An 18,892-nucleotide genomic window follows, 5' to 3' on the forward strand; every position below is an offset into this window, starting at 1 on the left:
CTGCAAGCGTCGCGTGAGCGGCTGCGTATGGCAGTTTGCGTCGACCGCTCTATCTCAGTCTATTGCAGCTTCCTCAAGGTTCCGTTGGCGAGGAATTGCGGAAACGTTCCAGCGCTCGATTGCCCACTTCAATACCTCTTGAGGGGTGCCGTACGCGAGTGCAGATTCTGTTTGCTGGCCCAGTGCGCGCAAAGCTCGCAGCAGCAGTGGCGTTGCCTGATCGGCTTCCAGGGGCGGCGAACGATAGCTTTTGCCAAGCTTGTGGCCGTCGGGCTGGGTAATCAGCGGTACGTGCAGATAACGCGGTTGCGGTGCGCCAAGTAATTCCTGAAGGTAAAGCTGGCGCGGGGTAGAGTCGAGCAGGTCGGCGCCGCGGACGATATCGGTCACGCCCTGCATGGCGTCATCAATGACGACTGCCAGTTGATAGGCATAAAACCCGTCGCGACGGCGTATGACAAAGTCGCCGACGTCCCGACCGAGATGTTGTTGAAACGTGCCTTGCACCCGGTCTTCAAACCGGTACAGCAGTTCCGGTACCCGGATGCGGATGGCAGCCTCTTGAGGCGAGTGTCCGGCGTTTCTGCAGGTGCCTGGATAAATACCCTGAAACGGTTCGAGCTGTTTGCGCGAGCAGGTGCAGGCGTAGGCAAGGCCATGGCTGAACCAGCGATTGATGACTTCCTGATAAGCCTCGTGACGATGGCTCTGCGTGACCAGTTGGCCGTCCCATTCAAAACCGTAGCGTTCGAGCGTCTCGAGAATGGCGCTTTGAGCACCCGCGACTTCTCGAGGCGGGTCGAGGTCTTCCATGCGCATCAGCCACTGGCCACCGACTGCGCGTGCATCGAGGTAAGACGCGAGTGCCGCGACCAGTGAGCCAAAGTGCAGATAACCGCTGGGCGTTGGCGCAAAGCGCCCGATGTAAGAGGGGGATTTCATGGGGCGGATGTTACTGGAGATTGAGGTTTGCTTCGAGACTGAAAAAATAGGCTAAACCTTTAGGAGACTTATGTATGCCCGCGACCGCTCCAACGGAAGAGCGCAGTCTCATGTTTGCTGCCCGGATCAAATACCGCCCCACAGGGAAAGCATTTCAATTAAAGCGATTGTGGCGGGGGAATGACGGTTGTTGAGTTCCAGAAACAACAAAGGACGCCGAAGCGTCCTTTGTGTGCAAGGTTGCGGGTCGTATTACTTGCCGACCTGCTTTTCCTTGATTTCTGCCAACGTTTTGCAGTCGATGCAAAGGTCGGCGGTCGGGCGGGCTTCGAGGCGGCGGATGCCGATCTCTACGCCGCATGATTCGCACCAGCCGTATTCTTCGTCTTCGATCAATTGCAGCGTCTTGTCGATCTTCTTGATCAACTTGCGCTCGCGATCACGAGCGCGAAGCTCAAGACTGAATTCTTCTTCCTGGCTGGCGCGATCGGCCGGATCAGGAAAGTTGGCAGCCTCGTCCTTCATGTGAGTCATGGTGCGATCGACTTCATTCATCAACTGCTGCTTCCAGCCGTTGAGGATTTTCGTGAAGTGGCCGCGCATTTCAGCGCTCATATACTCTTCACCCTTACCGAGTTCGTAAGGCTTGAAGTCACCGTTCAGCTGGTTGTTCTGCTGCTTTTCTTGGGTGGGCATGAATGGACCGCCTCTCACTCTTTAATCCATTGCGCAGGAAAATATCCATCACCGGCACCTGCCGGCCCTGCGGCTGCAAGCGGGCGAACTTACCAGATCGAATCGGAGCGCGCTACTCCCGGTTGTCGAGCGTGCATTCGGTCTGGGCGGTTAATGGCCGTTGCAACAGACGCGGGCCTGAAGAAAACGTTCCACGCCTGAAACGCGTTACACCCATTTGGATAGATTTTGCTCCGCACTCCACTGTTGTCGGGGCGTGATTAACTTCCCTGTGCAGATGAGTGCTTGGGTAGAATCGCTCATCATTTTGTATGTCTGCGGGCATCCGGTCGGATCAAATTAAGGAAGGATAATGGCTCAGCCCTACAGTGCGCGCAGTCGCGCCATCGAACCATTCCATGTCATGGCGTTGCTGGCACGGGCGAATGAATTGCAGGCGGCAGGGCACGACGTCATTCATCTGGAAATCGGTGAGCCTGACTTCACCACGGCGCAACCCATTGTTGCGGCCGGACAGGCTGCACTGGCAGCGGGCAAAACCCGTTATACCGCGGCGCGGGGCCTGCCTGAATTACGTGAGGCCATCGCTGGCTTTTACGGTCAACGCTACGGCGTGACTGTGGATCCTGGGCGGATTCTGGTGACCCCCGGTGGTTCGGGCGCGCTGCTCCTGGCCAGCAGTTTATTGGTTGACCCCGGCAAGCACTGGTTGCTGGCTGACCCTGGTTACCCGTGTAACCGGCACTTTCTGCGCCTCGTGGAAGGCGCTGCACAATTGGTCCCGGTTGGTCCTCAGGAACGCTATCAACTGACTCCGGATCTGGTGGCACGGCATTGGGATCGGGACAGCGTCGGCGCGCTGGTTGCATCGCCTGCGAACCCGACCGGTACCTTGCTGAGTCGCGATGAGCTGGCAGCGCTTTCCTCTACCCTCAAGGCGCGCAACGGGCACCTGGTGGTAGACGAGATCTATCACGGTCTGACTTATGGCACTGATGCTGCGAGTGTGCTGGAAGTCGATGATGAGGCGTTCGTTCTCAATAGTTTTTCAAAGTATTTCGGCATGACCGGTTGGCGACTGGGCTGGCTGGTTGCTCCTCAGGACGCTGTGGCTGATCTGGAAAAGCTGGCCCAGAATCTTTATATCAGCGCGCCTAGCATGGCCCAGTATGCTGCGCTGGCTTGCTTTGAGCCAGAGACGCTGGAAATCCTGGAGCAGCGTCGTACCGAGTTCGGGCTGCGTCGCGACTTCCTGTTACCGGCGTTACGCGAGCTCGGTTTCGGTATCGCGGTGGAACCCGAAGGTGCGTTTTATCTGTATGCCGACATCAGCACGTTCGGCGGCGATGCGTTCTCTTTCTGTCAGCACTTCCTTGAAACTGAACACGTTGCGTTCACGCCGGGGCTGGACTTTGGCCGCTTCCAGGCGGGGCACCACGTGCGCTTCGCCTATACCCAGAGCCTGCCGCGTTTACAAGAGGCGGTAGAGCGCATTGCTCGCGGCTTAAGGAGCTGGCAAGGCTGATGCGTTTTTCTCCAGAGCTTGAACAGGGTTTGCTGTTGGTGCGCTACAAGCGTTTTCTGGCGGATATTCAGACTGACAAAGGCGAATTGCTGACCATCCACTGCCCCAATACGGGGTCAATGTTCAATTGCATGATGCCCGGTGGGCGTGTGTGGTTCAGCCGCTCCAACGATCCAAAGCGCAAGTTGCCCGGCACCTGGGAAATCAGCGAAACCCCTCAGGGACGGTTGGCCTGCGTCAACACCGGGCGGGCGAATACCTTGGTAGAGGAGGCTTTGCGCGCCGGCGTCATAACCGAACTGAATGGTTTTACTGCGCTCAAGCGGGAAGTGGCCTACGGTCAGGAAAAAAGCCGGGTGGATTTCCGCCTGGATTATCCGCAGGGACCGGCTTATGTAGAGGTCAAAAGCGTCACGCTGGGCTTTGACGACAGCGCAGTGGCGGCGTTTCCAGATGCGGTCACCCAACGTGGTGCCCGCCACTTGCGGGAACTGGCGACCCTGGCTCGCGAAGGTGTGCGTGCGGTGTTGTTGTACTGCGTCAATCTGACGGGCATTGAAGCCGTGCGACCGGCCCAGGAGATTGACCCAGGCTACGCTGCCGCGTTGCGCGAGGCGGTTGAGGCGGGCGTTGAGGTGTTGGCGTATGGCGTGCATCTGACACCAGAGGAAATCTTCATTGATCGTCCCTTGACGCTGCGCTGGGGCGTAGAAACTGATCAATCGGCATCGGGTATATCAATCCAGATGCCTTGATGATCTTCGTGGCTGGTAATGCCGCGTAATGACTGTCCTTCACAAGGGCCTGCCACACATTCGCCGCTTTCAATGAGGAACAAGGCCCCGTGAGTCGCGCAGTGAATCAAACTCGCGCTGGGGTCCAGAAACTGGTCGGGCTGCCATTCCAGTGGCACGCCTCGATGTGGGCAGCGGTTGTCATAGACGAACACCTGCCCGTTGCGACGCGTGGCGAACAGTTTTCGGCCATTGATTTCAAAGCCGCGGCTTTGGGCTTCCGGCAATTGGTCACCGGTACAGAGCAGTTTCACCAGGGCCTCCGTTGGGCGCGTGAAGATGGGTTCTCAGGCCTGGCAGTGTGTCAGTCTTTGCAGGGATGTGGATGATCAAATCTCGACGACAGCCAAGGGCGAGCAGGACTATTGCGTGCGGATGTACTGGCGTCTTCCCGGATAAATCCGGTCCCACGACGGTCTCGTAATGTTCGAGTATCAACCGTTACCTTATGAAACTGCCGCAGTGGCGGACGAGACTGGGGGTGAGACATCATGCCCGGTTCAGAAACTTCCGGTTCTCACGTAGTCCATCTCTCTCTTGTTCCTAACGGCATTCTGCTGGTCGCTGGCTCATATATCTTCTGGCTTTGATTGTTTGAAGCGTATCAGGACGACCTATGAGCATGGATATCTGCGATGAAGATGAGCAATTGGCACGCCAGGTGATTGGCCTGTTCGATTTGATGGCGCTGGATGTCAACGACACTGAGGCCCGAGTCGTGGGTTTATGTCAGCGGGCTATGACGCCCTTAGGGCCTATCGCGGGCATCTGCGTCTATCCGCGCTTCGTGTTGTTGGCGCGAACGACTCTGGATCGCCTACTCCATCGCGATATTCGCGTGGTGGCTGTGGTCAATTTCCCTTATGGCTCGCCGGGCATTGAGGCAGTTGTCTCTGAAACGCGTGCGGCGGTCATGTCGGGCGCCGATGAGATCGACATGGTGTACCCGTTTCGTACGCTGCTTTCGGGCGATCAGCAGACGGGGAAAGACATGATTGCTGCATGCCGTGCTGCATGCGGCCCTCGCACTGTGCTAACCGTGACGCTGGAGGTGGGCGATCTGCGTGACCCCCAGATCATTCGTAATGCCTGCCAAGGGGCGATTTTGGCGGGCGCAAACTTTATAAAAACCAGCACCGGCAAACTTGTAGACCCTCCTACCCCCCAGGCTGTACGGATCATGCTTGAGTGCATTGTTGAAGTCGGCGGGCAGGTAGGGCTCAAACTTTGCGGTGGCTTGCGGACCCTTGCCGACGCCAGGCTGTTCATCGATATGGCGCGTGCACGCTTTGGCCCGCAGTGGGTCAGTGCTCAGCGAATAAGGCTGGTGGGGTCAAGCTTGCTGGACGATGTATTGATGCAGCTCGGAGTTTTCGCGCCAGGTTCCAATGAGCATGGGTACTGAATACTCCGGTGGCATGAGGAAGTCATTTGTGTCGAAGATTGGCATCGACAAAATCACAGGCAAAAAAAGACCCGGCAAAAAGCCGGGTCAAAAACCGTGATTAGCCTGATGAGGAGATAATCTGAAAGTCCGAACCAAGGTCTTTCAGCTATCGGCCAGTCTCGCGACCGGCTGTGATAATCATATCGATTCTCATTTGCAAGTCAATGACTTCTTCTCATCTATTTTCAGGAGCGGCTCAATCAACCCTTTCCAGAGCCTGCCCGATGGCTGACCATTTTGTTCAAAACGTCTTTGCGATCGTTGGGCAGGTCATTCCAGTGAATGTCCATTAGCGCTGCATCAATCGCATACAACAGCACTTTGGTGGCTCGAAATCCTCGCTTTCGGACCGCCCGATAAGCATCCACAGCCCCCATTCGACGTAAATCCGAAGCGCTGTGTATGCCCACGGCGTGTAACCATTGTGCTGACGTCTTGCCGACGTTTTTCAGGTGCTGCAGTTCATCGTTCATCATGCCTCCGTGCAATGTTGAGCTCTGACTGTGGGTGAAAACATGGCAAGTCTGGAAAGATTGTAGCGTTTGAGGGGGAAGGCGCAGGGGGCGGTGATCGGATAGATAGCTTCAGGTGATCAGTGGACGGCGGGGCAGTACGAACACGGCCCGGCATGCATTGCACATGCGGGCGTGATCAATACGGAACGTGCGGAAGTTTCAGTGCGTTCGGTAGCGCAAGCGTGTACCGAAGTTGACTGACATCAGAATTTCGTCTGCGGTCAGTTCGCGCGGGAAGAACGTTCCGGAAATCTGGGCATGTGCAATGCTTGCTCCTTCCAGCGGCGTGCTGCTCAGGTCAAGCCCGCGCAGGTCGGCGGAGCGGAAGTACGCATCGGTGAAGTCGATGCCGGCTGTGTCGAGGTTGCGCAAGTCCAGTCCGCGGAAATCACCGCCCTTGAAATCGATCGTGCCTGACTTGGGTTTTTCCTGGTTGAACCCGGCCACATCGTCGTTACGCAACATCGCGTACAGCGGGGAATCCAGTACTTTGGGCTGACTCATAGCGCCTCGCTTTTCCGTTCCGTTAGAATTATGACGCCAGTATATCGCCACTATTTTGAAGCCGTGAAGCACTAACTGCCAAACGGCTCAAAACATTGTTTTAGAGCGCAGGAAGGCGCTGACGAAGGTTTTCGATCAGGCTGTCGAGATCACTGCTTTTATTGGTTTCGACGCGTTTGCTGTGCAGGGTTTCTTCTGCTGTCAGCGGTTCGCGGCTGGCTTGTTGGGCCTGGATAACTTCCATTGTTGCGTCTGACGGGTCGGTGTTTTCTGCCTGACGCTGAGCGAGCCAGCCAGCGATGACAGCCTCCGGTGCATCGCAGTCCAGAATCAGGAACGGCACACCAGTAGTTTCGGCGACTTTCGAGGCGGCTTTGCGCTGCGTCTGTTTAAGATACGTGGCATCGATCACCACCGGGAACCCGGCGCGCAGGACTACTCCGGCAAGCTCATGCAGGCGGTTATAAGTCGCGTTACTGGCATCGGCTTCATAAAGGTTGGCGTCCTGACCGGCAAACAGACGCTTGCGTTCCACGTCCGAGCGCAGGCGTACAGCCCCCAGCGATTCCACAAGGCGCTTGGCAACGTGGCTCTTGCCCACTGCAGAGACGCCGTGGGTGATGACCAGAAAGCGCGATGGGATGGCGCTATAGCTTTCCGCAAGGTTGGCGTAGTTGCGGTACTGGCGCAGGGTGGCACCGCGTTGAACCGCGTCGGCATCTGCGGGCAGGCTGAACAGCGCAACCTTGGCGCGTACCAGTGCGCGATAGGCCTTGTAGAAATTCAGCAGCTCCAAGCCCTGATAGTCACCGGTCAACTCCAGATACTGGCTGACAAGGCGGCGTGCCAGAGACTTCAGGCCACGGTCTTCCAGGTCCATCGCCAGGAAGCCGATATCGGCATAGACGTCTGTCATGCGGAACGGTTCGTTGAATTCGATGCAGTCGAAAATGACGACCTTGTCATTGATCAGGGTGATGTTGCCCAGATGGATGTCGCCGTGGCACTCGCGGATGAACCCGTCTGATTTGCGCTGGGCGAGGAGTGGTTTGAGCCTTTCGAAGCTCGATTCGGCCCAGGCTTGCAAGGCATCGAGTTGCAGAAGGTCGGTCTTTTCGCTGATTAGCGGGCGAATTTGTTCAAAGTTTTGCAGGACCGGCGCCATGACACTGTCAGGCGAGCCCAATTCGTTTTCCGGGCCGACCTTCGGGGCGGCGATATGGAATTGACCGATCTGGGTCGCAATATTATCGATGTGTGCAGGTGTCAATTCACCATTTGCCTGCAAAGTGCTCAGCAGCCCTTCCTGCGGGAACTGGCGCATTTTCAATGCGTATTCGATGACTTCGCCTTCGCCACCCAATTGCGGCGCTTCGGCGCTGCCTGTTACCGGGATGACTTCCAGGTACAGGTCGTTGGTCAGGCGCTGGTTGAGACGCAACTCTTCTTTGCAGAAGTGCTCACGAGCAGACAGCGTCGTGAAGTCCAGAAAACCGAAGTTGACGGGTTTCTTGAATTTGTAAACGAAGGGGCCGGTGAGCAGCACCCACGAAATGTGCGTTTCGATGAGCTGGAAGCCCTCGACCGGATGTGGAAACAGGGCGGGGTTCTGCAGGGCTGCAATCAGTGACTGGCTCACGGACGATCCTTCAAGAGTGATGTTTCATTAAATGCGTCAAGGTGGCCATTATGGCCGCTTGGCGCGAGGCTGCAAACCTCCGGTAAGGGTGTCTGTCGAACCCCGGCAAAGTGCGTATAATCCGCCGCCATGACTCGTACTCGATCCTCTCGCAAAGCAAAAAAACCTGCCTCTGGCGGCCTTCGTACCTGGTTAGGCTGGGGGTTGAAGCTCGGCATTGTCGGGCTCGTCGTGCTGGCTGGCTTCGCTATTTACCTCGACGCCATTGTTCAGGAGAAATTTTCCGGCAAACGCTGGATGATCCCGGCCAAGGTGTATGCGCGCCCGCTTGAGCTATTTGTTGGGCAGAAGCTCAGCAAGGATGACTTCCTGATTGAGCTTGATGCGCTGGGCTATCGACGGGAAAGCGTTGCGAACGGTCCGGGCGCCGCTGCCGTCAGTGGCAACACCGTGGACCTTAATACCCGCGGTTTTCAGTTCTATGAAGGCTCCGATCCAGCGCAGCAGATCCGTGTGCGTTTCTCTGGCGATTACGTTGCAGACCTTTCCTCGGCCAATGGTGCCAAGCTGGCAGTTGCTCGCCTGGAACCCCTGATGATCGGCGGGCTGTACCCCAAGAATCTGGAAGACCGCATCCTGATCAAGCTCGATCAGGCTCCGCCGTATCTGCTTGATACACTTGTAACTGTTGAAGACCGTGATTTTTATCACCACTTCGGTGTGTCGCCCAAGTCGATCGCCCGGGCATTCTGGGTGAACGCGTCAGCCGGACAAATGCGTCAAGGCGGCAGTACGCTGACCCAGCAGTTGGTCAAGAATTTCTACCTGACCAACGAACGCAGCCTTACCCGCAAGCTGACTGAAGCGATGATGGCTGTTTTGCTGGAGATTCATTACAGCAAGCAGGAAATTCTTGAGGCTTACCTTAACGAGGTGTTCGTCGGTCAGGACGGCCAACGTGCGGTGCACGGCTTTGGCCTTGCCAGTCAGTATTTCTTCAGCCAGCCATTGTCTGAGCTGAAGTTACATCAGGTCGCGTTGCTGGTCGGTCTGGTTAAAGGGCCTTCCTATTACAACCCGCGACGTAATCCGGAACGTGCACTTGAACGACGCAATCTGGTGCTCGACCTGCTGGAGCAGCAGGGTGTTGCCACACCTGAAGCGGTGGCAGCGGCCAAGAAAATGCCGCTGGGTGTAACCAAGACCGGTAGCTTGGCTGACAGCTCTTTCCCTGGCTTCCTTGATCTGGTCAAACGTCAGTTGCGCGAAGACTATCGCGACGAGGACTTGACCGAAGAAGGTCTGCGTATCTTCACCAGCTTTGATCCGATCCTGCAGATGAAGTCTGAATCGGCCATGAGCGAGACGTTTAAACGTCTGTCGGGTCGCAAAGGCGTAGATGACGTCGAAGCCGCCATGGTTGTGACTAACCCGGAAACAGGTGAAGTCCAGGCATTGATCGGCAGTCGCAAGGCAGGTTATGCCGGTTTCAATCGGGCCATCGACGCAGTGCGTCCAATTGGCTCATTGGTCAAACCGTCCATTTACCTCACTGCACTGGAGCGCCCGAGCCAGTACACCTTGACCAGTTGGGTGGCGGATGAGCCGTTTCAGGTAAAAGGTGCTGACGGTCAGGTATGGAAGCCGCAAAACTTCGACCACAAGGCTCACGGTAATATCTTCCTGTATCAGGGGTTGGCGCATTCCTACAACTTGTCCAGTGCCAAGCTCGGCCTTGAAGTCGGTGTGCCGAATGTATTCAAAACCATCGGCAAGCTAGGTGTTGACGTTGACTGGCCTGCTTACCCTTCGATGTTGTTGGGTGCCGGTGCGTTGAGTCCGATTCAGGTTGCGACAATGTTCCAGACCATCGCGAACGGCGGTTTCAATACCCCGATGCGAGGGATTCGTAGCGTTCTGACTGCCGAGGGCGAACCGCTCAAACGCTACCCGTTCCAGATCCAGCAGCGTTTCGATCCGGGCTCGATCTACCTCCTGCAAAATGCGATGCAGCGGGTGATGCGCGAAGGTACGGGACGTTCTGTTTATAACGTACTGCCAAGCTCGTTAAACCTGGCGGGTAAATCCGGGACGACCAACGATTCTCGCGACAGCTGGTTTGCAGGCTTCAGTCAGGATCTGCTGGCGGTTGTGTGGCTTGGTCGAGATGACAACGGCAAAACGCCGTTCACTGGCGCGACCGGTGCATTGCAGGTCTGGACCAGTTTCATGAAAAAGGCAGATCCGCTGCCGCTGGACATGGCGCAGCCTGATAACGTGGTGCAGGTCTGGGTTAATGCCGCGACAGGAGAGGGCTCCGATGCGGGTTGCCCGAACGCGGTGCAGATGCCGTATATTCGCGGCAGTGAACCGGCACCCGGCGCTGCATGTGGCGGTCCTGCGGCCCCGGCTCAGGAAGTGATGGATTGGGTCAAGGGTTGGCTGAACTAGAAGAATTGAGAGCGCCCAAAGAGGATCTAAAGTGAACAAGTGGTTGATTCCAGCGATAACAGCTCTGGCTTTGCTCAATGGTTGTGCCAGCGTAGAGCGGGGTTCAATTCCAGTGGTGGATTCGGGCTCCAAGGTTTCCAATAGCGAACGTGTTTCGCGCAATGGTGCTTCTCGGGCAAGCGTTGCTCAGGCTCCTGCACAGGCTCAGTCCGTGCCGCAGGATTCCGGTGTCGTGGTCATGATTCCAGGTGGAGGCGGCGGTAGTTCTGCGCCTATCGATACCTATGCCGCTCCGGTTGGGCAGGCGCCGATCAGTGTCAGCCCGCCGATTGATACTTCTTCGGTCAGCGCGCCTGTCACCAGCAATACTTACAACATGCCTGCTTCGACACCTAGTGGGATCCCGTCTTCCGGTAGTGGGTTGTCCGCCGACGAGCAACTTGATGGCCCGGTTCTGGCGTTGTTGACCACTGCTCAGCAGCAGCAGAACGGCGGCGACCTCAACGGTGCGTCGTCAAGCCTTGAGCGTGCGCAGCGCGTTGCTCCTCGTGAGCCGCAAGTCATCTATCGATTGGCTCAGGTGCGACTGGCCCAAGGGGACGCTGCGCAGGCCGAGCAACTGGCGCGTCGTGGTTTGACTTATGCCAATGGGCGTCCAAGTCTGCAGGCCAGTCTTTGGGACATCATCGCTCAGGCGCGTGAAAAACAGGGTGACGCCGCCGGCGCTGCTCTGGCGCGTCAAAAAGCCAGGGTTGGCGCTTGATGGATCAGCGCTTTCCTGAGGTCGCGGAGCATTTGCTGCTGATCGAGCGCGAATTGCGTGTACTGGGCTGGTGGAGTGATCTGCCGCCCAGTGAGCAGGCGCTTTCCAGTGGCGAGCCGTTCTGCGTTGATACGCTTGAGTTCGAGCAGTGGCTGCAGTGGATTTTCCTGCCAAGAATGAAGTTGATTCTGGAGAACGATCTACCGTTACCAAATGCCTCGGGCATTCTTGAAATGGCTGAGATGGTCTACGCGACACGCCAGCGTGAAACCCAGCCTTTGCAGCAGTTACTTGCCCAGTTTGATCGGCTGATCAGCCAGGCCCGGTGATCATCACGAATGGTGCTTCGGCTGTCGCTTCTCCTGTAGGAGAGGCCTCGGTGTCTATGGCATCGCGCTGTCGCGCAGCAATCTAGGTTCCATGTGGGAGCGGTGCTTGCCCGCGATAAGGGCGACGCGGTCTCAAGGATAAATCGCGGTGTTCCCATCGCGGGCAAGCACCGCTCCCACGTAAAAATCGCAGCTGTTCAATGTCCTATAGGTAGCTTGAGGGCCCTTTCAGCAGGCTATTAAAGGCAATATTCGTTTATTGCCTTTTGCGTTTCTGCAATACGACCTTGCCGCTCATCTTCTGAAAGGCGTTTCAGCCCCCCTTCAACTTGCTCGCGTACGCGAGGGTTGTTCTGCAACTGGGCGAGATTGGTGCGCAGGATTTTGCAGTCCTCGGCGCGTCGGGCGTCTTGCTGGGCGACTTTCTTTTTGACTGCATTGTTAATTTCCCGCTGCTCAGCCTCAGCTTCTATTGCCGACTTTGAACTCTCTGAAGTGGCGGGCGCGGCAGGCGGTTTCTGGATATCGATCTGCTGGGTTTGTCGCCCGGCCGGGGGCTGGGCGTCGAAATGAGTAACGCCCTGGTCATCGACCCATTTATAAATTTGAGCCGCATGGGCTGGGACGCTGAACGCCGTCGCTATAATCGCCGCGAAAATCATGCAACGCATGTTGCTTCCTTCCAGATACGTTTGCCCTGAAAGCTACCACAAGGCCATCTCAATGACCTTATTCGACGCAGTTTGGTGCGGTTAATTGGAAGAAAGCTCACGGATGACTTGACTTGGGGCAGGCGAATCACAACAATCCAAAGTTCGCTGTGAAGGGACTGCCAGAAGCAGACCATCTCGGTAGATCATGAGGCGCACACCCGCGCCGACCTGTAACACCCGCAACGCGTTACCTCGCGCTGGGTGGGAACGCCCCGAAACACTCAGGGGTTACCCAATACTTGCTCAGTCAGTGCTGACGTAGTCGGCGACCACCGTCGCTCATGCTCTGCTTGGCAGTAAAACCTATTAAGACCCGTCCTCGTTTGTGGACGGTATTCTGGCGTTTTAGAGGTGAACAACGTGGAGCTCTTATCCGGCGCTGAAATGGTCGTCCGCTTTTTGCGTGACGAAGGCGTTAAGCATATCTATGGGTACCCAGGCGGTGCCCTCCTGCACATTTACGACGCCCTGTTCAAAGAGCCAGCCGTTAATCACATCCTTGTTCGTCACGAGCAAGCGGCGACGCACATGGCTGACGGCTATGCGCGCGCCACCGGCAAGGCCGGTGTGGTGCTGGTAACTTCCGGTCCGGGTGCTACCAACGCAATCACCGGCATCGCCACGGCTTACATGGATTCGATTCCAATGGTCGTGCTGTCCGGGCAGGTCGCGAGCACGCTGGTCGGCACCGATGCGTTCCAGGAAACCGACATGATCGGTATTTCCCGGCCGATCGTGAAGCACAGCTTCATGATCAAGCACCCGTCGGAAATCCCGGAAGTGCTGAAGAAGGCTTTCTACCTGGCGCAGTCCGGTCGTCCGGGCCCTGTGGTTGTCGATATCCCGAAGGATATGACCAACCCGGCCGAGAAATTCGAATACGTATTCCCCAAGAAAGCCAAGCTGCGCTCCTACAGCCCGGCTGTTCGTGGTCACTCAGGTCAGATCCGCAAGGCAGTCGAAATGCTGCTGGCGGCCAAGCGTCCGATCATTTATGCCGGTGGCGGCGTGATCATGGGCAATGGCTCCGAGCCGCTGACCGAGTTGGCGCAAAAGCTCAACGCTCCCGTGACCAATACGCTGATGGGCCTGGGTAGCTATCCAGGTATGGACCGTCAGTTTGTCGGCATGCTGGGTATGCACGGCAGCTACACCGCCAACCTGGCGATGCACCATGCGGACGTGATTCTGGCTGTTGGCGCGCGTTTCGATGACCGAGTCATCAACGGCGCTGCCAAGTTCTGCCCGAATGCCAAAGTTATCCACATCGATATCGACCCGGCTTCGATCTCCAAGACCATCAAGGCAGATGTGCCTATCGTAGGTCCGGTTGAGAGCGTTCTGACTGAAATGGTCGCGACCCTCAAAGAGATCGGCGAGCTGCCAGACAAGGCGCTGGTTGCCAGCTGGTGGAAGCAGATTGACGAGTGGCGTGGTGATCGTGACCTGTTCCCGTACAACCCGGGCGACGGCAGCGTCATCAAGCCGCAGAAAGTCATCGAGACCTTGTGCGAAGTCACCAACGGCGATGCTTTTGTTACGTCCGACGTTGGTCAGCATCAGATGTTTGCTGCGCAGTACTATCGCTTCAACAAACCGAATCGCTGGATCAACTCTGGCGGTCTGGGCACCATGGGCTTTGGCTTTCCGGCTGCGATGGGCGTCAAGCTCAGCTTCCCTGAGGCGCATGTCGCTTGCGTAACAGGTGAAGGCAGCATCCAGATGAATATCCAGGAGCTGTCGACCTGCCTGCAGTACGGTCTGCCTGTAAAAATCATCCTGCTCAACAACGGCGTGCTCGGCATGGTTCGTCAATGGCAGGACATGAGCTACAGCGGTCGTCACTCGCACTCCTACATGGAGTCGCTGCCTGACTTCGTGAAACTGGTCGAAGCTTATGGCCATGTCGGCATGAAGATCTCTGATTTGAAAGATCTGAAGCCGAAGATGGAAGAAGCGTTCGCCATGACGGATCGTCTGGTGTTCATCGATATTCAGGTTGACGTCACCGAGCACGTTTACCCGATGCAGATCAAAGACGGCTCCATGCGCGATATGTGGCTCAGCAAGACGGAGCGGACCTAATCATGCGGCACATCATTTCCCTTTTGCTGGAAAACGAACCGGGTGCTTTGTCTCGCGTCGTTGGCCTGTTTTCGCAGCGCAACTACAACATCGAAAGCCTGACTGTGGCCCCAACCGAAGACCCGACCTTGTCGCGTCTGACGCTGACCACGGTTGGCCAGGATGAGGTGATCGAGCAGATCACCAAAAACCTCAACAAGCTGGTCGAGGTAGTCAAGCTGGTAGATCTGTCGGAGAGCGCCCATATCGAGCGTGAACTGATGCTGATCAAGGTGAAGGCTACTGGCGCTCAGCGCGCCGAGATCAAGCGCACCACGGATATTTTCCGTGGGCAAATCGTTGACGTTTCAGCCAGCGTTTATACCGTGCAACTGACCGGTACTAGCGACAAGCTGGACAGCTTCATTCAGGCCATCGGCACTGCCGCTATCCTGGAAACAGTACGCAGCGGCGTGACGGGCATTGCCCGTGGCGACAAAGTGCTGAGCATCTAATCTCATTTTGCAAAATGGCCTGAAGGCCACGATAACAGGGGAATTCCATGAAAGTTTATTACGACAAAGACTGCGACCTTTCGATCATCCAGGGCAAAAAAGTTGCCATCATCGGTTACGGCTCCCAAGGCCACGCTCAAGCGTGCAACCTGAAAGACTCCGGCGTTGATGTCACTGTTGGCCTGCGTAAAGGTTCGGCTACTGTCGCCAAGGCTGAAGCTCATGGCCTGAAAGTGACTGACGTTGCTTCCGCTGTTGCTGCTGCTGACCTGGTCATGATCCTGACCCCGGACGAATTCCAGTCCGCGCTGTACAAAAATGAAGTTGAGCCGAACATCAAGAAGGGCGCTACCCTGGCCTTCTCCCACGGCTTTGCGATCCACTACAACCAGGTCGTGCCTCGTGCCGATCTGGACGTGATCATGATCGCGCCAAAAGCGCCAGGTCACACTGTTCGCACCGAGTTCGTCAAAGGCGGCGGTATCCCTGACCTGATCGCTGTTTACCAGGATGCTTCGGGCAACGCTAAAAACGTTGCACTGTCTTACGCTTCGGGCGTTGGCGGCGGCCGTACCGGTATCATCGAAACCACATTTAAAGACGAGACTGAAACCGACCTGTTCGGCGAGCAGGCTGTTCTGTGTGGCGGTACTGTTGAGCTGGTCAAAGCAGGCTTCGAAACTCTGGTTGAAGCCGGTTACGCTCCAGAAATGGCTTACTTCGAGTGCCTGCACGAACTGAAGCTGATCGTTGACCTCATGTACGAAGGCGGTATCGCCAACATGAACTACTCGATCTCCAACAACGCCGAATACGGCGAGTACGTGACCGGTCCTGAAGTGATCAACGCCGAATCCCGTCAGGCCATGCGCAACGCTCTGAAGCGCATCCAGGACGGTGAGTACGCGAAGATGTTCATCAGCGAAGGTGCTACCGGCTATCCTTCGATGACCGCCAAGCGTCGTAACAACGCCGCTCACGGTATCGAAATCATCGGCGAGCAACTGCGCTCCATGATGCCTTGGATTGGTGCCAACAAGATCGTCGACAAAGCCAAGAACTAAGTCCTCGCGACGCTGTTCAACGCTAGAAAAACGCGGCCAACCGGCCGCGTTTTTTCGTTAAGCGGGACCGCATCTGGTATAAAGCTGCATCGTTTGCAGACGAACCCTCGTCGCAAGCATCTGTCGAAACTTTCCACACCGTTGCAAGGTAAAGTCTATGAGCGAACGTCCTGAAGAGCCAAACAAGGCCTCTGACGCCGAAAGCCTGCTACCGATCGATGAGCATATTGAAGAAGGGCACGACGCCGAAGGGCGCAAGGTCCGGCATCGCGGCATCTATCTGCTGCCCAACCTGTTCACTACTGCGAATCTGTTCGCGGGCTTTTATTCCATTATCAGTTCGATGAGCGCACAGAGCGCCCTGGCTGCGGGAGACTCCGCAGGGGCAAGCAAGTATTTCGCATTTGCCGCCATCGCTATCTTCGTCGCCATGGTGCTCGACGGCCTGGATGGGCGTGTGGCGCGCATGACCAATACTCAGAGTGCATTTGGCGCTGAGTATGACTCACTCTCCGACATGGTTGCCTTTGGTGTCGCTCCGGCACTGCTGGCTTTTGGTTGGGCGTTGGGTGATATGGGCAAAGTTGGCTGGATGGTTGCCTTCATCTATGTCGCTGGCGCTGCGTTGCGTCTGGCTCGCTTCAACACCATGGTCGGCAAGGCAGACAAGCGTTACTTCATCGGCCTGGCGAGTCCTGCTGCGGCGGGCGTTGTTGCCGGTACGGTCTGGGCGTTCAGCGATTACGGAATCCAGGGTTCCAAACTGTCGTTCCTGGTGGCTTTGCTGGTTGCAGCGGCGGGCATGCTGATGGTCAGCAACATCAAGTACAACAGCTTTAAAGAGCTGGACCTGAAAGGGCGAGTGCCGTTTGTCGCGATTCTGGCCGTCGTGCTGGTGTTCGCTGTGGTGTTCAGCGATCCGCCGCGCATTCTGCTGCTGATATTCCTCGCTTATGCAGCATCCGGTCCTATCCAGTATTTATTGCGTCTGCGTCGTCACAAATCGGCCGAGTGATGTAATTTCCCCCATACTCCACAGTCTATTGGTGCATCAGTTCCTCTGGATTGTGGAGTCATCATGCTAATCAAAATCCCTTCAGCGTCTGATAGCAAAGAATCGGACGTTACCCCTGAATCTCTCTATCTCTCTCGTCGCACCCTTTTGGGTTCTTCGCTTGCCGGTTTGGCTGTCAGTGCCTTGCCGCGCTGGGCGAGCGCTGCCGACCCTTCTCTGTATCCGGATGTGGAGCCTGGCAAGGCCCCTGCGTGGTTTGCCGAAAAGCTTCCCGACACCAAATGGCAGGCGGTCAACGTCAAGGGGGAAGCGATTACCCCTTTCAAGGACGCAACGCACTACAACAACTTCTATGAATTTGGCACCGACAAGGGCGATCCTGCGCAAAACGCCGGTTCCTTGAAGACTGAGCCGTGGAGTGTTGTTATCGATGGTGAGGTCGGCAAGCCGGGTCGTTATGCGCTTGAAGACTTCATGAAGCCTTACCAGTTGGAAGAGCGTATTTATCGTCTGCGCTGTGTAGAGGCCTGGTCCATGGTCATTCCCTGGATCGGGTTTCCAATCTCGGCTTTGCTCAAGCAGGTTGAGCCTACCGCGAAGGCCAAGTACATCCGCTTTGAAACTCTTCAGGATCCCAAGACCATGTCTGGGCAGCGTTCAGGTTTTGCCTTGATTGATTGGCCTTATGTGGAAGGGCTTCGGCTGGACGAGGCGATGAACCCTTTGGCTATTCTTGCGGTTGGCATGTATGGACGTGAGCTGCCTAACCAGAATGGCGCGCCGTTGCGTTTGGTGGTGCCATGGAAGTATGGCTTTAAAAGCGTTAAGTCCATTGTGCGCATCAGTCTGGTCAGCGAGCAGCCCAAGACAACTTGGCAAAGCATCGCAGCTAACGAGTATGGCTTTTATGCCAACGTGAACCCGACTGTTGATCATCCCCGCTGGACCCAGGCGCATGAGCGCAGGCTGCCGAGCGGATTGTTCAGTCCCAATGTTCGACAAACCGAAATGTTCAATGGGTACGGGGAGGAGGTTGCCTCCTTATATACAGGTCTGGATTTGCGGAAGAATTATTGATGCGTTACCCGTTTTGGCGCTTGGGCGTTTTTGTAGCTGCTTGTGTTGCACCGGTGCTCTGGCTTTATCAGGCATGGATCTTTGCGCTGGGGCCTGATCCCGGGAAGGTGCTTGTCGACAGGCTCGGCCTTGGCACCCTGATACTGCTACTGATCACGCTGGCAATGACGCCATTGCAGAAACTGACGGGGTGGGCAGGCTGGATTGCTGTCAGGCGCCAGTTGGGGCTTTGGTGCTTTGCTTATGTATTCATGCACATGAGCGCGTATGCCGTTTTCATATTGGGGCTGGATTGGTCGCAGTTGGGTGTGGAGTTGGTCAAGCGTCCATACATTATCGTCGGCAGCCTTGCCTTTATATGTCTGCTGACCCTGGCAGTGACTTCCAATCGTTATAGCCAGAGGCGGCTAGGGGCGCGCTGGAAAAAACTTCATCGGCTTATCTATGTGATTTTAGGGTTGGGCCTGCTGCATATGTTCTGGATTGTCAGGGCGGATCTGAAGGAGTGGTCTTTATATGCAGTAATCGGTCTGCTGTTGCTGAGTCTCCGGATCCCAATGATTGCTAGGCGAATCCCGCGTGTAATTGGGTCTAAACCAAAAGTTCCAACAAAAGCGTGAATTAGGGGTTGACGGCCTCTCGAATCTCTCTATAATTCGCACCTCTTCTGGCGCAGACGGAACGAAAAACTCCTTGGTAATCAATGAGTTGGACGGTTTAGTTGGCTTGGAAGGGGTTTCGATGAAGTTGATCGAAAGCGGTGAAAAAGGTAGTTGACAGCAGGTTGTAACGCTGTAGAATTCGCCTCCCGCTAACGAGCAACGTGATGTTGATCGAAG

Annotated in this window: 19 protein-coding genes; 12 read left to right on the forward strand and 7 right to left on the reverse strand. The window is 56.2% G+C overall.

The genetic code is table 11. From position 1 onward, the window contains the following. Positions 1-54 precede the first annotated feature (54 nt). Positions 55-942 (reverse strand): tRNA glutamyl-Q(34) synthetase GluQRS, encoded by an 888-nt coding sequence (gluQRS, locus tag ACYASS_RS24175; RefSeq protein ID WP_463587987.1) that lies wholly within the window; start codon positions 940-942, stop codon positions 55-57. Positions 943-1,194: 252 nt separating this feature from the next. After that, a complete protein-coding gene (gene dksA, locus ACYASS_RS24180) occupies positions 1,195-1,638 on the reverse strand; it encodes an RNA polymerase-binding protein DksA (RefSeq protein ID WP_122666669.1) in 444 nt (147 codons plus the stop codon). Between the two features lie 352 nt (positions 1,639-1,990). Here dksA and ACYASS_RS24185 point away from each other — a divergent pair, with 352 nt between their 5' ends. Beyond that, on the forward strand, positions 1,991-3,163 hold the full coding sequence (locus ACYASS_RS24185) for a pyridoxal phosphate-dependent aminotransferase (protein WP_243247239.1): 1,173 nt from the start codon (positions 1,991-1,993) through the stop codon (positions 3,161-3,163). After that, positions 3,163-3,918 carry a DNA/RNA nuclease SfsA gene (gene sfsA / locus ACYASS_RS24190; protein ID WP_463587988.1) on the forward strand — a complete coding sequence of 252 codons (756 nt, stop codon included), beginning with the start codon at positions 3,163-3,165 and terminating at the stop codon, positions 3,916-3,918. Before ACYASS_RS24185 ends, sfsA begins: the two co-directional genes overlap by 1 nt. Here sfsA and ACYASS_RS24195 read toward each other — a convergent pair. Continuing rightward, positions 3,882-4,211, reverse strand: coding sequence for a Rieske (2Fe-2S) protein (locus ACYASS_RS24195; protein WP_463587989.1), 330 nt, complete (start codon positions 4,209-4,211; stop codon positions 3,882-3,884). The genes sfsA and ACYASS_RS24195 overlap by 37 nt on opposite strands. 362 nt (positions 4,212-4,573) lie before the next feature. Here ACYASS_RS24195 and deoC point away from each other — a divergent pair, with 362 nt between their 5' ends. Next, positions 4,574-5,362: a deoxyribose-phosphate aldolase gene (gene deoC, locus ACYASS_RS24200; RefSeq protein ID WP_463587990.1), complete on the forward strand. Its 789-nt coding sequence runs from the start codon at positions 4,574-4,576 to the stop codon at positions 5,360-5,362. Between the two features lie 242 nt (positions 5,363-5,604). On the opposite strand, the gene ACYASS_RS24205 is transcribed toward deoC, so the two are convergent. From ACYASS_RS24205 to ACYASS_RS24215, 3 genes are all read right to left on the reverse strand, one after another. Next, a complete protein-coding gene (locus tag ACYASS_RS24205; RefSeq protein ID WP_243247243.1) occupies positions 5,605-5,877 on the reverse strand; it encodes a TfoX/Sxy family protein in 273 nt (90 codons plus the stop codon). A 201-nt stretch (positions 5,878-6,078) separates the two neighbouring features. Continuing rightward, positions 6,079-6,423, reverse strand: coding sequence for a pentapeptide repeat-containing protein (locus ACYASS_RS24210; RefSeq protein ID WP_243247244.1), 345 nt, complete (start codon positions 6,421-6,423; stop codon positions 6,079-6,081). Between the two features lie 100 nt (positions 6,424-6,523). Continuing rightward, positions 6,524-8,062, reverse strand: a complete 1,539-nt coding sequence (locus tag ACYASS_RS24215) for a bifunctional aminoglycoside phosphotransferase/ATP-binding protein (RefSeq protein WP_463587991.1) — start codon at positions 8,060-8,062, stop codon at positions 6,524-6,526. 129 nt (positions 8,063-8,191) lie between these two features. Here ACYASS_RS24215 and mrcB point away from each other — a divergent pair, with 129 nt between their 5' ends. From mrcB to ACYASS_RS24230, 3 genes are read left to right on the forward strand one after another with little or no spacing between them, the layout of a single operon-like run. Continuing rightward, a complete protein-coding gene (gene mrcB / locus ACYASS_RS24220) occupies positions 8,192-10,513 on the forward strand; it encodes a penicillin-binding protein 1B (RefSeq protein ID WP_243247246.1) in 2,322 nt (773 codons plus the stop codon). A gap of 31 nt (positions 10,514-10,544) precedes the next feature. After that, a complete protein-coding gene (locus tag ACYASS_RS24225; protein WP_463587992.1) occupies positions 10,545-11,276 on the forward strand; it encodes a tetratricopeptide repeat protein in 732 nt (243 codons plus the stop codon). Next, positions 11,276-11,605, forward strand: a complete 330-nt coding sequence (locus tag ACYASS_RS24230; RefSeq protein ID WP_243247248.1) for a YqcC family protein — start codon at positions 11,276-11,278, stop codon at positions 11,603-11,605. Before ACYASS_RS24225 ends, ACYASS_RS24230 begins: the two co-directional genes overlap by 1 nt. Before the next feature lie 239 nt (positions 11,606-11,844). On the opposite strand, the gene ACYASS_RS24235 is transcribed toward ACYASS_RS24230, so the two are convergent. Further along, positions 11,845-12,276 carry a DUF4124 domain-containing protein gene (locus tag ACYASS_RS24235; RefSeq protein ID WP_463587993.1) on the reverse strand — a complete coding sequence of 144 codons (432 nt, stop codon included), beginning with the start codon at positions 12,274-12,276 and terminating at the stop codon, positions 11,845-11,847. Positions 12,277-12,678: 402 nt separating this feature from the next. On the opposite strand from ACYASS_RS24235, the gene ACYASS_RS24240 reads away from it, so the two are divergent. The 6 genes from ACYASS_RS24240 to msrQ all read left to right on the forward strand — a co-directional run bounded on the left by ACYASS_RS24240 (position 12,679) and on the right by msrQ (position 18,673). Then, a complete protein-coding gene (locus ACYASS_RS24240) occupies positions 12,679-14,403 on the forward strand; it encodes an acetolactate synthase 3 large subunit (RefSeq protein ID WP_463587994.1) in 1,725 nt (574 codons plus the stop codon). 2 nt (positions 14,404-14,405) lie between these two features. Next, complete coding sequence (ilvN, locus tag ACYASS_RS24245) at positions 14,406-14,897, forward strand: acetolactate synthase small subunit (protein ID WP_020293234.1); 492 nt, start codon at positions 14,406-14,408, stop codon at positions 14,895-14,897. 47 nt (positions 14,898-14,944) lie between these two features. Further along, positions 14,945-15,961: a ketol-acid reductoisomerase gene (gene ilvC, locus ACYASS_RS24250; protein ID WP_027900358.1), complete on the forward strand. Its 1,017-nt coding sequence runs from the start codon at positions 14,945-14,947 to the stop codon at positions 15,959-15,961. Positions 15,962-16,118: 157 nt separating this feature from the next. Continuing rightward, positions 16,119-16,976: a CDP-diacylglycerol--serine O-phosphatidyltransferase gene (gene pssA, locus ACYASS_RS24255; RefSeq protein ID WP_243247250.1), complete on the forward strand. Its 858-nt coding sequence runs from the start codon at positions 16,119-16,121 to the stop codon at positions 16,974-16,976. 63 nt (positions 16,977-17,039) lie between these two features. Continuing rightward, positions 17,040-18,053, forward strand: coding sequence for a protein-methionine-sulfoxide reductase catalytic subunit MsrP (gene msrP / locus ACYASS_RS24260; protein WP_463587995.1), 1,014 nt, complete (start codon positions 17,040-17,042; stop codon positions 18,051-18,053). Next, a complete protein-coding gene (msrQ, locus tag ACYASS_RS24265) occupies positions 18,053-18,673 on the forward strand; it encodes a protein-methionine-sulfoxide reductase heme-binding subunit MsrQ (RefSeq protein WP_463587996.1) in 621 nt (206 codons plus the stop codon). Before msrP ends, msrQ begins: the two co-directional genes overlap by 1 nt. Positions 18,674-18,892 lie beyond the last annotated feature (219 nt).

Source organism: Pseudomonas sp. HP_14 (genome assembly GCF_055283875.1).